The 14204-nt window shown below is 47.0% G+C and carries 17 protein-coding genes; 6 read left to right on the top strand and 11 right to left on the bottom strand.

All coding sequences use genetic code 11. The features are described from left to right. The 7 genes from FTT89_RS12805 to FTT89_RS12775 form a co-directional block, all read right to left on the bottom strand. Positions 1 to 1546: BapA prefix-like domain-containing protein (locus FTT89_RS12805; protein ID WP_180061713.1), on the bottom strand; the 1546-nt coding region annotated here is incomplete at its 3' end. A 437-nt stretch (positions 1547 to 1983) separates the two neighbouring features. After that, positions 1984 to 2460: a peptidoglycan-binding protein LysM gene (gene lysM / locus FTT89_RS12800; RefSeq protein ID WP_005175989.1), complete on the bottom strand. Its 477-nt coding sequence runs from the start codon at positions 2458 to 2460 to the stop codon at positions 1984 to 1986. A 197-nt stretch (positions 2461 to 2657) separates the two neighbouring features. Then, positions 2658 to 2894, bottom strand: a complete 237-nt coding sequence (acpP, locus tag FTT89_RS12795; RefSeq protein ID WP_001279871.1) for an acyl carrier protein — start codon at positions 2892 to 2894, stop codon at positions 2658 to 2660. An 83-nt stretch (positions 2895 to 2977) separates the two neighbouring features. Beyond that, on the bottom strand, positions 2978 to 3712 hold the full coding sequence (gene fabG, locus FTT89_RS12790; RefSeq protein ID WP_045796367.1) for a 3-oxoacyl-ACP reductase FabG: 735 nt from the start codon (positions 3710 to 3712) through the stop codon (positions 2978 to 2980). Then, the gene (gene fabD / locus FTT89_RS12785) at positions 3709 to 4686 is read right to left on the bottom strand and encodes an ACP S-malonyltransferase (RefSeq protein WP_180057494.1); all 978 of its coding nucleotides are present in this window, start codon (positions 4684 to 4686) and stop codon (positions 3709 to 3711) included. Before fabD ends, fabG begins: the two co-directional genes overlap by 4 nt. 192 nt (positions 4687 to 4878) lie before the next feature. After that, positions 4879 to 5064: a 50S ribosomal protein L32 gene (gene rpmF / locus FTT89_RS12780; protein WP_005175977.1), complete on the bottom strand. Its 186-nt coding sequence runs from the start codon at positions 5062 to 5064 to the stop codon at positions 4879 to 4881. A 76-nt stretch (positions 5065 to 5140) separates the two neighbouring features. After that, on the bottom strand, positions 5141 to 5698 hold the full coding sequence (locus FTT89_RS12775) for a DUF177 domain-containing protein (RefSeq protein WP_005175975.1): 558 nt from the start codon (positions 5696 to 5698) through the stop codon (positions 5141 to 5143). Between the two features lie 97 nt (positions 5699 to 5795). Between FTT89_RS12775 and FTT89_RS12770 the strand changes: the two genes are divergently transcribed. The 6 genes from FTT89_RS12770 to rluB all read left to right on the top strand — a co-directional run bounded on the left by FTT89_RS12770 (position 5796) and on the right by rluB (position 10206). Beyond that, positions 5796 to 6458 carry an elongation factor P hydroxylase gene (locus FTT89_RS12770; protein WP_180057496.1) on the top strand — a complete coding sequence of 221 codons (663 nt, stop codon included), beginning with the start codon at positions 5796 to 5798 and terminating at the stop codon, positions 6456 to 6458. An 84-nt stretch (positions 6459 to 6542) separates the two neighbouring features. Next, a complete protein-coding gene (locus tag FTT89_RS12765) occupies positions 6543 to 7160 on the top strand; it encodes an L-threonylcarbamoyladenylate synthase (RefSeq protein WP_180057499.1) in 618 nt (205 codons plus the stop codon). Between the two features lie 32 nt (positions 7161 to 7192). Continuing rightward, positions 7193 to 7474: a hypothetical protein gene (locus FTT89_RS12760; RefSeq protein WP_160241554.1), complete on the top strand. Its 282-nt coding sequence runs from the start codon at positions 7193 to 7195 to the stop codon at positions 7472 to 7474. Between the two features lie 268 nt (positions 7475 to 7742). Next, positions 7743 to 8537, top strand: a complete 795-nt coding sequence (locus FTT89_RS12755) for a ScpA family protein (protein ID WP_016659867.1) — start codon at positions 7743 to 7745, stop codon at positions 8535 to 8537. Between the two features lie 20 nt (positions 8538 to 8557). Further along, positions 8558 to 9124 carry an SMC-Scp complex subunit ScpB gene (gene scpB, locus FTT89_RS12750; RefSeq protein WP_370459243.1) on the top strand — a complete coding sequence of 189 codons (567 nt, stop codon included), beginning with the start codon at positions 8558 to 8560 and terminating at the stop codon, positions 9122 to 9124. A gap of 41 nt (positions 9125 to 9165) precedes the next feature. Next, positions 9166 to 10206, top strand: coding sequence for a 23S rRNA pseudouridine(2605) synthase RluB (gene rluB, locus FTT89_RS12745; RefSeq protein WP_005175954.1), 1041 nt, complete (start codon positions 9166 to 9168; stop codon positions 10204 to 10206). A gap of 49 nt (positions 10207 to 10255) precedes the next feature. On the opposite strand, the gene bioD is transcribed toward rluB, so the two are convergent. Genes bioD through bioA form a run of 4 tightly spaced genes read right to left on the bottom strand, consistent with a single transcriptional unit; the run spans position 10256 to position 14116 of the window. After that, positions 10256 to 10897, bottom strand: a complete 642-nt coding sequence (gene bioD / locus FTT89_RS12740) for a dethiobiotin synthase (protein WP_168381615.1) — start codon at positions 10895 to 10897, stop codon at positions 10256 to 10258. After that, positions 10897 to 11700 (bottom strand): malonyl-ACP O-methyltransferase BioC, encoded by an 804-nt coding sequence (gene bioC / locus FTT89_RS12735; RefSeq protein WP_225876406.1) that lies wholly within the window; start codon positions 11698 to 11700, stop codon positions 10897 to 10899. Before bioC ends, bioD begins: the two co-directional genes overlap by 1 nt. Continuing rightward, positions 11682 to 12836 (bottom strand): 8-amino-7-oxononanoate synthase, encoded by a 1155-nt coding sequence (locus tag FTT89_RS12730; protein ID WP_180172871.1) that lies wholly within the window; start codon positions 12834 to 12836, stop codon positions 11682 to 11684. Before FTT89_RS12730 ends, bioC begins: the two co-directional genes overlap by 19 nt. Further along, complete coding sequence (bioA, locus tag FTT89_RS12725; protein WP_180172870.1) at positions 12833 to 14116, bottom strand: adenosylmethionine--8-amino-7-oxononanoate transaminase; 1284 nt, start codon at positions 14114 to 14116, stop codon at positions 12833 to 12835. The genes FTT89_RS12730 and bioA overlap by 4 nt, the downstream gene beginning before the upstream one ends. Between the last annotated feature and the right edge of the window lie 88 nt (positions 14117 to 14204).

Genomic DNA, 14204 nt, shown 5'->3' with positions numbered 1-14204 from the left:
CTTGTACTTCTGCCGGTAAGGCATTTACTGCATTTTGTGCGATGGCTTTTAGTTCGGCAGCTTCATCAATCGCAGCCTGGGCAACTGCCTGCTCTGCTGGTGTGATGAGACCATTGCCATCTGTATCTGCATCAGCAATCGCTTGCTCGGCCTCGGCATAAGCCGTTTCCGCTGCTGCTACTGCAGCTTCTGCACTGGCAATTAATCCGTTTAAGTCATCAATTACACCATCACCATCTGCATCCGTGACCACAGGGGCAAGCAATTCAGTCAAGGCATCTACGCGTTCTTGTAGCCCGTCTTTCTCAGCTTGTACTTCTGCCGGTAAGGCATTTACTGCATTTTGGGCGATGGCTTTTAGTTCGGCAGCTTCATCAATCGCAGCCTGGGCAACTGCCTGCTCTGCTGGTGTGATGAGACCATTGCCATCTGTATCTGCATCGGCAATCGCTTGCTCGGCCTCGGCATAAGCCGCTTCCGCTGCTGCTACCGCCGCTTCTGCATCTGCAACTGCCTGCTCAACCGCATCATCAATCCCATTGCCGTCTTGGTCATTCACCGCTGGAACTTCAAGATCCGTCAAGGCATCCAGACGATCTTGCAGACCATCTTTGTCTGTACTTTCTGGTAACGCAGTCACCGCGTCTTGTGCCGTTTGTTCAGCTTCAGTTGCTGCATCCACCGCATCTTGAATCGCTTGCTGTTCTGCTGGGCTGATCAGGCCATCTTCTTGAGCACCTGCAATTACATCTTCTGCTGCCTGGTGTGCATTTTCAGCATCAGTCACCAGGGCTTCCGCTGCTTCGAATGCGTCATCGATACCGTTACCATCTGCATCATTCACTGGCGGTACTGTGATTGGATCATTGATGGCATCGAGACGATCTTGCAACTCTTCTTTATCTGCACTTTCAGGCAAGGCTGTGACTGCATCTTGCGCAGTATCTTTGGCTTCTGCTGCTGCATCTGCCGCATCTTGAAGCTGCGCTTGCTCTTCTGAGGTAATCAAGCCATCTTCTTGCGCCTGATTTAATAGATCTTCTGCAGCCTGTTGAGCCTCTTCTGCTGCAATCACTAATTGTTCTGCAGCTGTAGAATCTACTGGTGTATTTGATGATGCACTATCAGAATCTGAACCTACCGCAGCAATAGTCGCTCCTGCAGCTACAGCTCCAGTGACCCAAGGCATCAGGGCAGCAAGTGTATCAGCGTATAACAGTGGACTAATCGTTTCGATAAAATGATATTTAATTGTAGGAAGGATCTCGCCAGCAGCATTTGCGAACTCTGCCCAATACAGCTGCTCTCCATTATCAAAAACAATATGATGGCTATCTAATGGGTCATCAAAATAGCTTTCGATCACTACCTTTTCGCCATTTTTCAGGTTCACTATTGCTGCATTTCCCTCTCGAGTAATACTCGCCACATCCTCAATTGCTGTATCAATCTTGACAACAGAGTTTTCAGATAAAGTAACCGTATTCGTATCAGCAGACAGCAATAACTGCTGTGTCTCTTTCGAAGTAACCGCTATATTTGGCATACCCTCTTCCTTTTTATGATCGTATCTTTATGTAAAGTTAGGTTTTGAAATTATTCTTCTTAGCAAGAGTTGGCATTTTTATCGAGTTTATACTCAGAACATACTGATTAATATTTCTTATCAAAATACTCGGATTTAAAAACTAAAATTTAGAATGTGATAAGCATTTGTTTTAATTATTTTTTTAAAATGAGATATAATTATCAATTAAATCAAACAAATGCAAAATTATCATTACTTTTATTTATTTATTTTAATCACATCACATAAATTAACTTATTGTATTGAAAATGTTGAAAATTACACAGCAAATACACACAATTACAAACAAGATAAATATAAATAAAAAAAGTTACATTAATTCTTTTTAAGTATTTGAAGATTATTAAAAAACAAAAAAGACGCGATACGCGTCTTTTTATAAAAATTCTGAATCTTTAAGCCGGAATACGTAACACCTGTCCAGGGAAAATATCATCCGCATCTTTTAACAAAGGACGGTTGGCTTCAAAGATTTTATTGTACTGATTGGCATCACCATAAAATTCTTTTGAGATTTTAGACAGGGTATCGCCTGATTTAACTGTATAGAATTTACTTTCTGGTTCAGGTGTTGCCACAGTCATCTGATCATCCACTTGCGCGACATGATCAATATTTCCCACCGCCAGTACAATTTTTTCACGATCAGCCTGGCTTTGTACCTGCCCTTTAATCGTGGCTAAATCGGTCTTGCCATTGTAGTTCACAGAAAGGCCCGTAATTGGTAAGCCTAAAGATTTAATATGTCCTAATAATTTATTGGCCATTTCCTGTGCAGACGGTTCTGCTGGGGCCGCTGGTGCAGCCGGTTGTTGCTCTGCCGGGGCAGTGTTTTTCTTACCAATACCTTTTACAAAATCAAAAAGTCCCATTGTTATTCTCCAGCTTTTATTTGATGCAATTGATTTTTATCAATCATTTGGAATTGCGTGCTTTCTTTTTATAACGAAAAAATACACAGGAGAGCGTTGCGCTTGGTTAGATAAAAGTAAGCTTATGTAATTTCGGCCGGCCATAAAAAAACCACCCAAAAGGGTGGCTTTTCTTAGCATCTGCTAAAAATCTTTAATTAACCAAGTTTTTTAGTCACATAGTCAATTGCAGATTGAACAGTTGTAATTTCGTTTGAATCTTCATCAGGAATTGTGATGTCGAAATCATTTTCGAAAGACATTACAAGTTCAACCAGGTCCAGAGAGTCTGCACCTAAGTCATCCATGAAAGATGCTTCGTTTTTAATCTCTTCAGCTTTAAGACCAAGTTGTTCAGCAACCGCTTGTTTAACGCGTTGTTCGATATCGCTCACAGGAATTCTCCTCATTGCTTGTGGCGTTTTTAATGCCGTTAGTTTAATTGAATCTATAAGTTTTTGAAAGTTTATACATGAGCTTAATTCATGTATAAACCACCATTTACATGTAACACTGTACCAGTGATGTAACTTGCTTTGTCAGAAGCCAAGAAACTCACTGCATTGGCGATATCTTGTGGATCACCTAAACGGTTTAATGCCACTTGCTCACTCATTTTTTTGCGAATTTCTTCACTTAACTGTTCGGTCATTTCTGTTGCAATAAAACCGGGTGCAACAGAGTTGACTGTAATTTGACGGCTGCCCATTTCCTTGGCCAGGCTGCGGCTAAATGCCTCAATCCCTGCTTTGGCCGCAGAGTAGTTGGCCTGTCCCGGATTGGCAAAGTGTGCCACCACTGAACTAATATTAATAATGCGACCGAAACGCGCTTTGGTCATGCCTTTCAGTACACGTTTAGACAAACGGTAAACGGCTTTCAGATGGATGTTGAGGATATCATCCCAGTCATCTTCAGACATACGCAGTAACAAATTATCTTTGGTAATACCAGCGTTGTTCACCAAGACCAGTACCGGACCATAGTTTTGTTCGATGTCCGAAATGAGCGCATCAATTGCCTCGCCATTACGAACATCCAGGACTTTACCCGCACCCTGTTCACCAAAGCCTGTGCTCAGTTTTTCTGCACCTGCTTCAGAAGTTGCTGTCCCAACCACAAAATAACCGTCTTGAATAAGCTGCTGAGCGATGGCTGCACCAATCCCTCGGCTTGCACCTGTCACCAATGCGACTTTGCGTTCTTGTGTCATGCAATTTTCCCTTCAGCCACTAAAATGGCATTTAAGGCATCCTCCAGACGACTATTGTTGTCAATCGGGAATGCTTTTTCTATGTGAGGTAAGCGTTTTGCAAGGTTCGCCAATACATTCCCTGGACCACATTCAACAATGTACTGAATGCCCTGGTCTTGCAGGTACTGCATGGTGTTTGTCCATTGCACAGACTGATACAATTGAGCAGTCAAAGCCTGACGCAATTGAGCAACATCAGTTGCTACAGCTGCGCCCACATTTTGTATTACAGGAATGCTTGGTAGCTCAATGGCAGTTTGTTCCAAAGCTTGTGCGAACTGTTCTGCAGCCGGTTTCATCAGTGAACAGTGCGATGGCACTGACACCGGAAGCGCAATAGCTTTGGCTGAATTTTCTTTGGCTAGTGCGATGACTGCATCTACCGCTGCTTTATCACCAGCAACTACCACCTGACCTTGGGCATTGTAGTTGGCTGCTTCAACTGAACCGGTGCCTTGTGCGGTAGCTTGCGCACACAGTTCAATCACTTTGGCATCTCCCAGACCCAAAATGGCCGCCATAGCGCCCTGGCCTTGTGGCACAGCCGACTGCATGAGTTTGCCACGCAGATTGACCAGCTTCACGGCATCACCCAGTGATAACGCACCAGCCGCTACCAGCGCGCTGTATTCGCCCAGAGAGTGGCCAGCCAGATATTTGGGTGCTACACCACCCAGCTCCAGCCAGACACGCCACAATGCAATACTGGCGGTCAATAAAACCGGCTGGGTAAATTCTGTTTGATCTAAACCTTCACCACTTTGCGCAATGTGCCATAAATCAAAACCGATTGCGGCCGATGCTTCCGCAAAAGTTTCACGCACACCAGCAAACTGTTCTGCAAGTTCTGCCAGCATGCCGACTTTTTGTGAACCTTGTCCAGGAAACACAAATGCAGTTTTTGTCGCTTGCTCGAATCGTGTAGCAGACATATAAAAATCCTTTCGTGTAGAGCTGTTTTAAACAGGGTACGCCCCTTCAACAGTTCTTTTTTATGTAAGCTGATCGTTGGTGCGAAAATTTAACACTATTTTTCGGGTGAAGTAATTGCGAAAAACAACAAAAAAAGGGAGCTTACGCTCCCATTTTTTCCACTAAGCTTGACGCTTAATGCTTGTCAACAATTATTCAGCATCAGCTGCTTTAGCGAATAATTGACGACCACGGTAGATACCATCTTTAGATACGTGGTGACGACGATGAGTTTCACCAGTAGCTTGGTCTACAGTTAATGCATTCTCGGTTAAAGCGTCATGTGAACGGCGCATGTCACGGCGAGAGCGACTTTTACGGTTTTGCTGAACGGCCATGATGGCTCCTTACAAAGATCGAAAAAATGGATCAGAACAAATTCAGTTGTCTTAACGCAAAATTATAACATAATTTTTAGTTAAGTTTACCCTTCAAACTTGCCAAAACATCAAACGGATTATCCCGTTTTTCTTCGACATCGTTCTGAACGGCAGGTTGATGCTTGTGTTCGCAAGCGTCATGCTTAGGCGACAAAGGCAGCAACAATAACAGTTCATCTTCTATAAGTGCGAGTAAATCAGCCGTCGCCGGTGAATCATAATCACCTTTGCTGGTTGCTTCACTTTCACCCAGAACAATGAAATCAGCATCCTCATCCAAGCGCTCTATCAGTGACTCATCATCTACAAGCGCTAAATGGAAGTCTAAAACAAGGTCAATTTCCACAGTATCCAGACAGCGCTGGCATTCCATTGGAACTTGTGTTTCAACGTGACCATCTAGCCATGCAATGCGATGATAGGCATCCATTGATAGCTTACAGTCTATGTTAATCAATTGATCATCAATTGATCCAACAGCTTCACGAGCAATACGAGCAAAGCGAGACAATGGCAGGGTACCTGACCATGTAAAGCCCTGTTCAGCCCATTTAAACGGCTCAATCTGTGCCGGAAAGGTATTTGCTGACATAATTAAGGCGGCAATTCTACAAATTCATCAGTACTCTGTCAAAGATTAAGATACAATTTTGTACTTATTTAGACAGACCAATTGGGTAAATTAAGTCATGCATCTGTTGCAGCCGCAAACAGAAGTGAATGTTTCATCACTCGTTAGCACACTTTCAACGCTCGATTCTGACATTTCACCTGACCAAGTGCAACTCTCGGACTGGTTGAAATTATCAACAGAATCAGAATACGTCGATTGGCTCATCTTACACTTTAATCACTGGTTTTCCCACCACAATGTCAACCTGGTGCGTGGTGATTTTGAACCGGAGTATTTTCCCGCCACCGCAGACACCCCTGCCCGCATCCAGTTTGCGCATGGTTTCTTTAACAGTGCCCTGCATGAAATCAGTCACTGGACCATTGCCGGTGAGGAACGCCGTAAACAGCCCGATTTAGGCTACTGGTATGCTCCGGATGGCCGCACGGCTGAGCAGCAGGCCCTGTTTGAGCAGGTCGAAATCAGGCCGCAAGCGATTGAATGGATGTTTGCCACTGCATTTGGACGCAAATTCCGGGTTTCTTTAGATAACCTGACCGGTGAAGGCGGCGATGGTGCCTGCTTTAAAGACAATGTTTATGCCCAGGTACAGCGTTATTTTCGTGGTGAAGCCAAACTGCCACGCGATGCCAAACGCTTTATTGACTGTATCTGTTTATGTACCCGGCATGGCAAAAGCTTACATAGCGATGAATTTGCAAGAGAAATGCTTGATTAAATTACATAAATCAACGCTCTGGATACACAGAGCTTTGTACAATGGTCTGAAAAGCGAATCATCATCAGATCAGGAGAAAAGAATATGCTGCATTTAAGAGTTCATCCTGAAAATCCTCAGCCCCGTTTAATTAGTCAGGCAGTAGAACGGATTCGTGCCGGCGATGTGGTGGTCTATCCTACCGATGCAGCCTATGCCATTGGCTGCCAGATCGGGAATAAAGCGGCTATGGAACGGATTGCCCAGATTCGTGGTCTTGGCCCTAAACATCAATATGCAATTTTATGTTGTGACCTGTCCGATATTGCCACTTATGCCAAGGTCGATAATGCCATGTATCGCCTGCTAAAAAACAATACCCCGGCAGTAACCACTTTTATTTTACCGGCCACCAGTGAAGTGCCGCGCCGTCTGATGCACCCGAAAAAGAAAACCATTGGCCTGCGTATTCCGAGCAATCCGGTTTGCCAAATGTTACTGAAAGAGCTGGATGAACCGCTCTTGACCTCCACCCTGATTTTACCGGGGCAGGATGATCCACTGGATGATCCTTATGATATTGAAATGCAGCTTGGTAAACGAATTGATGTGTTTATTAATAGTGGCCTGGGGACTTTAGCCACCACCAGTATTGTCGATTTATCTGGTGACCAGCCGGAAATTATCCGTCGTGGTATTGGTGATGTGAGTGCGTTTGAATAACGGCGCTCAGCGCCACCTCAGGAGGAAACGGTATGGATTTATTTTATCTGTTGCTGAATCTGCGCGAGTTTCCAAAAAGCCAGCTAATCTATGCGACCCAACCCTGGTCTCTGGAAGCTGAGGTTCTACTGCTGGATGCAATACCCAACCCGGCTGCCGTGCTCTCTATCGGACAGCAGGTGTATCATCTGCTGTCGAGTGTTGAAGAGGCCTATATCCTGTCCTTAAGATTAGGCCACCAAAACCTGTGCAGCCGTGAAATGTGTCAGCAACTGCTGGAACAGCTTGAGCAGTCCGCTTTATCACGTGTTTGATCTGAGGTGAGTTTTTCTTGCTAAAACCCTTATCTGTATGCGCTTTTAGGCCATATCTTCTACTGTATTGAACGTGATTTTTCCTGCTTTTTCGCTGCAGAATTGCCATCTACTTTTGCTTTTTTTCGCTTTTAGTCATTTGGGTAATTTATTTCATGGTCAATTTCCATTAAACTACGCGCAATTAACCCCATGCTTTCTTTTCGATGTGAGATCGAATGTAAAGCTCTTTTCATGCCTTTGAAAATTCGCGTGGCCTAAAACTGTAATGAATCAATCTGTGCATCCTGCTATGGACCAAGTCCCGCACATCCGCGTTTTGGATGAGTGGCAAGAGACGATTCCTGAGGATTTATATATTCCTCCTGCAGCATTTGAAATTCTGTTAGAGCATTTCGAAGGCCCGCTCGACTTTCTGATTTACCTGATTCAAAAAAACGGCTTTGACCTGCTACAGGTTGATATCGCACCGATTGCCTCTCAGTATTTGGCTTATATGGATGCGATGAAATCCCTGAATATTGAGCTGACCGCAGATTATATGGTGATGGCTGCCCTGCTGGCCGATTTAAAATCGCGTTTGCTGCTGCCGAAACCCAAAGCCATCAGCGAGCTGGAAAAAGATCCGAAGCAGGAACTGATTGACCGGCTGGAAAATTATTTACGTATTAAACAGGCGGCTGAACGTCTGGGGCAAATGCCGGTGTTAGAGCGTGATACCTTTAATACCCATGTCAGCCTGGGCCAAGTGGCGTATAGTAATGAGGGTCATGAGGCCAGCCTGTTACGTGATGCGCTATTTTGTGTATTTAATCGCCCTGAACCGGTGATTCACCAAATTCAGCAGGAACCGGTGTTACTGGAAGAACGGATTGCCTATATTGAAGCAAAGCTGCAAAGCGGTGAAGTGCTAGCGTTTGCCGAGCTGCTCAAGCCGAGTCAGGGCCGTATGGGCATGGTGGTAACGTTTATGGCGATTCTGGAACTGACCCGCCAGCAAAAAGTGGCAATTGTTGCCAGTGGTGTCGAAGCACCGCTGGCCATTCAGGGAGCACAGGCCTAATGTCAGAGCAAACCCTTAACATGTCCAGTGATGAACAGCATCATGAAGTGCTGATGCAGCTAGAAGCCATTATTTTTGCCAGTGATGCACCGGTATCGCTGGCACGTCTGAAAGAAGCATTTCAGGCACGCTATAGTAAGGCAGAATTAAAAGTCTTTTTACAACAACTGGCCATGCTGCAACATGGCCGGTCTATTGAACTGGTTGAAACTGCGCAAGGTTTCCGTTTTCAGGTACGGGCCAAATATCGTACCCTGATTGCACAGGCCTGGCCGGAACGACCAACCCGTTTATCCCCGTCTTTACTCGAAACACTGGCTGTGATTGCTTACCATCAACCGGTGACCCGAGCAGATATTGAACAGATTCGCGGAGTATCAAACAACAGTCAGATTCTCAGAACGTTGTTTGACTGGAACTGGATTAAGGAATCCGGTTTCCGGGAACTCCCTGGAAGACCCGCGTTGTTAGTCACAACGCCACAATTTTTAAATGCATTTGGCCTGACCTCTGTCGGTCAATTGCCTCCCCTGCAGGATGCCAAGGAAGCTTTCATGCACCTCGATGCCCAGGCACCGAGATCGTGAATAGGTGAACTGTTGATGATAATTTCTAAGGTTATGCTGTCATGAGTGAAAAATTGCAAAAGGTACTGGCACGCGTTGGTTTGGGTTCTCGCCGTTATATGGAAGAAGTCATTGCCGCTGGTCGTGTAAGTGTCAATGGCCAAGTGGCCCAGGTGGGTGAGCGTATTGAACCAGGCGATGAGCTTCGTATCGATGGTCGTAAAGTCAGCTTCCAGATTGAAGATGAAATCCGTCGCCGTGTGCTGATTTACTACAAACCGGAAGGTGAAATCTGTTCACGTAACGATCCGGAACAACGCCCGACCGTATTTGATCATTTACCATCAATCGCCAATGATCGCTGGGTCATGGTCGGCCGTCTGGATATCAACTCGACCGGTCTGTTACTGTTCACCAATGATGGCGAACTGGCAAACCGCCTGATGCATCCATCCAATGAAATTGAGCGTGAATATGCGGTCCGTGTAATGGGTGAAGTCACGCCACAAATCCGTAACAACATGCTGCGTGGTGTGGTACTGGATGATGGCCCGGCCAAGTTTGAATCCTTCTCTGAAATTGGTGGTGATGGTATCAACCGCTGGTATCAGGTGGTGGTAAAAGAAGGTCGTAACCGCGAAGTACGTCGTATTTTCGAATCTCAGGGCTTAAAAGTTAGCCGCCTGCTACGTACCCGTTATGGTACCGTGATTCTGCCACGTGAACTGCGTACTGGCCGCTGGATGGAACTGGACAAGAATGACATCGACAACCTGACCAAAGCGGTTGAGCTGAAACCACGTCAGGGAACCGGTCTGTACGGTATGGCTAAACGCCGTAATGAACGTATGCAGGAAAAACCGATGGCAGCGCGTCGCGGTGGTTTCTTGCGTCAGCAGCGCCGTGACAATGAAGCAGCGCCAACGTCTTCAACCCGCGGCCCGCGTGATGATAACTTTGGCAATCGTGAACGTCGTGAAAACCAGAATGGCACACACTTTGCCCGCCGTGATAACCCAAATGGCAACAGCTTTGGCCGTCAAGAGCGTGATGAACATGCGCCACGCAAACCATTTGGCAACAAAAGCTTTAGAAAGTTTTAAGCTGCCTAGCAAAAAGCCACTCAATTGAGTGGCTTTTTTTATCACAGTTTTAATCCAAAACTGGAATCTCAATCCATTTTGCCTCTGGAAAATGCCGAGCCAAATAGGTTTTTAAATACTCAGCGGTATCTTTAGAAATCAGCGGATCTTGTGATTCATCTTTCAGGTTATAGGCCAGCGCATACAGCGACAGCCCTCGCGCCATCAACGCTTCCAGACTTAATAAGGTATGGTTAATGCTACCCAGACGTCCTGAACTGACCAGAATCACCGGATACTGCTGCTCGGCAATATAATCAATCGTTAACATTTCCGTGGTGAGCGGCACCATCAGGCCACCAGCGCCTTCCAGTAGTACCACATCAAAACGCGCTGCCAGTTGCTCTGTCGCCTGGCGGATGTTATTGAAATCAATCTCACGGCCATCAATTTTGGTGGCCAGATGCGGCGATGCCGGATAAGTGAAAATTTCGGGCATGGTCAGTTTGCTGTCATCTTCAGGCAACCAGCCACAGCCCATAATCTCCCGATGCTGCTGGATATCTTCCGAAATATCAGTATTGCCAGTCTGAATCAGCTTTTGGGTAATGGTTCGCTGCCCTTCAGCATTCCATGCCTTGGCCAGATAACCGGTGGTATAGGTTTTGCCAATTCCAGTATCAATTCCACTGACAAAATAGATCTGTGCCATTAGCCTGTGCTCCGTGCAATACAATAAATCGGATGATAACTGAGCAGATATTCCTGCTGGCCGGCCACATTCAGCCGGGAAAACTGCCGATAGGCCTGATAAAACTGCTGCAAACTGTGTTTGGTCCAGCGGTGCCCCGAAGCGGTACCCGTGACCCCGGTGGCTTTTAAATGCTGCAACACCTGGCGAGGATGTTCAAAAGCCAGGGTTTTGACAGTTTCAGACAAATACACAATTTCGAAGCCTTGTGACTCCAGACAGCGGCGCAGTTCCGGCAGGCTGAAATAATCCAGCCCCTGCCCGGTCAGGGCTTTAATTTCCTTGAGATTGTCCGGACCAAAACTAGAAAAACATAAATAACCCGAAGGCTTTAAAGCATGGGCGATTTTGGCAAACAGCTGCTGCAGATTCTGCATCCATTGCAAGGCTGAACTCGAAATCAGCACATCCAGCTGTTCTGGAAAAGCGATCTGCTCGGCATCGCCAATCCACCATTCGGTTCGGGAAGTAGAAAACGGTTGCTGCTGGACTTCCGGATACAGGTCATTGAGCAGCAACTGCTGCACCTGAAAGTGCTGCTCCAGCGCACGGGTTAAAGCCCCCGTACCACAGCCAATTTCAAACACCCGTCCCAGTTTTCGACTGGTTAGATGTGACTGCATCAGCCGAACCAGTTGCTGGCAAATCTGCTGCTGAATCACCGCATGCTGCAAATAGCTGTGATGCGCCTGGGCAAAACGCCGTGCCACTTGCGATTTATTTACAGACATCGCTGACTTGTCCATCATAACAGCGCCACGCATTGCGCCAGCTCACTGGACTGAATCTGCGCGGTCAGGCAAATCCTCAGCCGTGAACTGTTTTGCGGTACGGTCGGCGGACGTACCGGCATGATATAAAACCCAGCCTGCTGTAGCTGCTGTGCCTTTTGTACGGCTTTTTCCGATTCGCCCAGAATTACCGGCACAATCTGCGAGGTCGATGGACAGGCATAGCCTTTGGCTTCAACCTGCACTTTTAATTCCTGGCTGATCTGCTGTAAATGCTGGCGCTGGGCTTGCATCTGCAACATCTTCTGGAACATAAACCGGGTCCAGGCCATATTCAGCGGCGGCTGCGCGGTACTGAAAATCAACGGGCGCATGCGGTTAATTAAATAGTCACGGATCAACGGATGGCTAATCAGATATCCACCGACTGATGCCAAGGTCTTGCCAAAAGTCCCCACCAGAAAATCAATCTGCTCCAGCACCGCATACTGCTCTGCACAGCCCAGCCCCCGCTCTCCACGTACGCCAATGGCATGTGCTTCATCAACATACAGCATCACTTTCGGATAACGCTGCTTTAACTGCACCAGTGCCGCCAGATCGGTTTCATCACCATCCATACTAAAAATGGATTCGGTCACGACTATAATCCGTTCAATTTTCGCATCGTCATGATACTGTTCCAGCAGCCGGGCCAGATGCGCCAGATCATTATGCCGGTAGCGCACCGCCTTGGCAGAAGATAAACGGATACCATCAATCATGCTAGCATGGACCAGCTTGTCGGCCAGAATCAGGGTTTTACTGTCGGCCAGTGCCGGTAAAATCCCGATATTCATATGGTAGCCACTGTTAAACAGCAAGGCGGCACGGCCAAAGGCCTGACTCAGACTCGTTTCCAGCTGCTCATATTCCGGGAAGTTCCCGGTCAGCAAACGCGACGATGAGGCGCTCATACGGCGCTCGGTGACAGGAGTTAAATCAAAAAATTCTTCACGCAAGCTGACATCGCTGGCCAGCCCCAGATAATCATTACTGGACAGATTCAGCATGCGCTGCCCGTGAATCTGAATCGTGCGGCCATGTTGCAGATTGGACTGAAACTGACGCAAATTGGCAGTGCTTTTTAACTGCTCCAGCTGCTGGGCATAATGGTCGAGCAAACTCATGCGGCATTCTCCTGCATCTGGCGGACCACCTCGGTCAACTGGGTCAGCAAGTAGTGCAGTTCATCTGCTGAAATCACATACGGCGGCATCACATAAACCAGTTTGCCAAATGGCCGCACCCAAATGCCCCGCTGTACAAACTGCTGCTGCAGGCTTTGCATATCGACTGGCGTAGTCAGTTCAACCACCCCAATTGCGCCCAGCACCCGCACATCCTGTACATGGCTCAGCTGAGCCAGTGGCGTTAAAGCCTGTTTCAATTGCTGTTCAATCTGCTGAATCTTGGCCTGCCAGTCCTGTGCCAGCAAGACTTGAGTACTTTTCAGTGCCACCGCACAAGCCAGCGGATTGGCCATAAAAGTCGGGCCATGCATAAACACGCCAGCTTCCCCCTGACTGATGGTGTCTGCCACCTGCTTGCTGGTTAAAGTTGCCGACAGGGTCATATAACCACCCGTCAGTCCTTTGCCAATACACATGATATCCGGCTCGACTCCGGCATGTTCCCAAGCAAATAACTTGCCGGTACGACCAAAGCCGGTGGCAATTTCATCAAAAATCAGCAGCAGACCATACTGCTCGCATAAACGCTTGGCCTGACGCAAATATTCAGGATGATAAAAGCGCATACCGCCCGCGCCCTGTACAATCGGCTCTAGAATCAGTGCGGCCAGTGTATGCTGATGCTGGGCCAAAGCCTGTTCCAGATCGGCAATATCATCTGGGTTCCAGTCTTCATCAAAGCGGGTTTGTGGTGCCTGTACAAATAAGCGATTCGGCAGACTTGAACCAAAAATCTGATGCATGCCAGTGACCGGATCGCAGACCGACATCGCATTCCAGGTATCGCCATGGTAGCCGGAACGCGGAGTAATAAAATTGGTTTTTTGTGGCTGGCCTTGCGCAGTCCAGCACTGCACCGCCATTTTTAACGCGACTTCAACCGCCACTGAACCGGAATCGGCATAGAAAATCTTATCCAGACTCGGTGGAGTAATTTGCAGCAGTAATTTGCCCAGCTCAATGGCCGGATCATGGGTCAGACCGCCAAACATGATATGTGACATCTGCTGTAACTGGTCGGTCACAGCCTGATTCAGTTCAGGATGGTTATAGCCATGAATAGCACACCACCACGATGACATGCCATCAATCAGACAGCGGCCATCTGCGAGTTCAATGGTCGCACCATAAGCCCGCTTTACCTTGAAGGTCGGCAGCGGCTGGGTCATGGAAGTATAAGGATGCCAAAGATGTTGCTGGTCAAATAAATCGGTCATCCCGGACTCCCTGTCTGGTTTAAAATCTGCATGAGCTCGATCTTACTCCCGCCACACAGAAAAAGAAATTGCGGGAATTATCATTTCC

Origin of the sequence: Acinetobacter sp. YH01025 (assembly GCF_013420185.1) — a bacterium.
GTDB lineage: Bacteria > Pseudomonadota > Gammaproteobacteria > Pseudomonadales > Moraxellaceae > Acinetobacter > Acinetobacter indicus.
The sequence above is the reverse complement of the archived record's forward strand: the minus strand, read 5'-3'. Positions and strand labels throughout refer to the sequence as shown.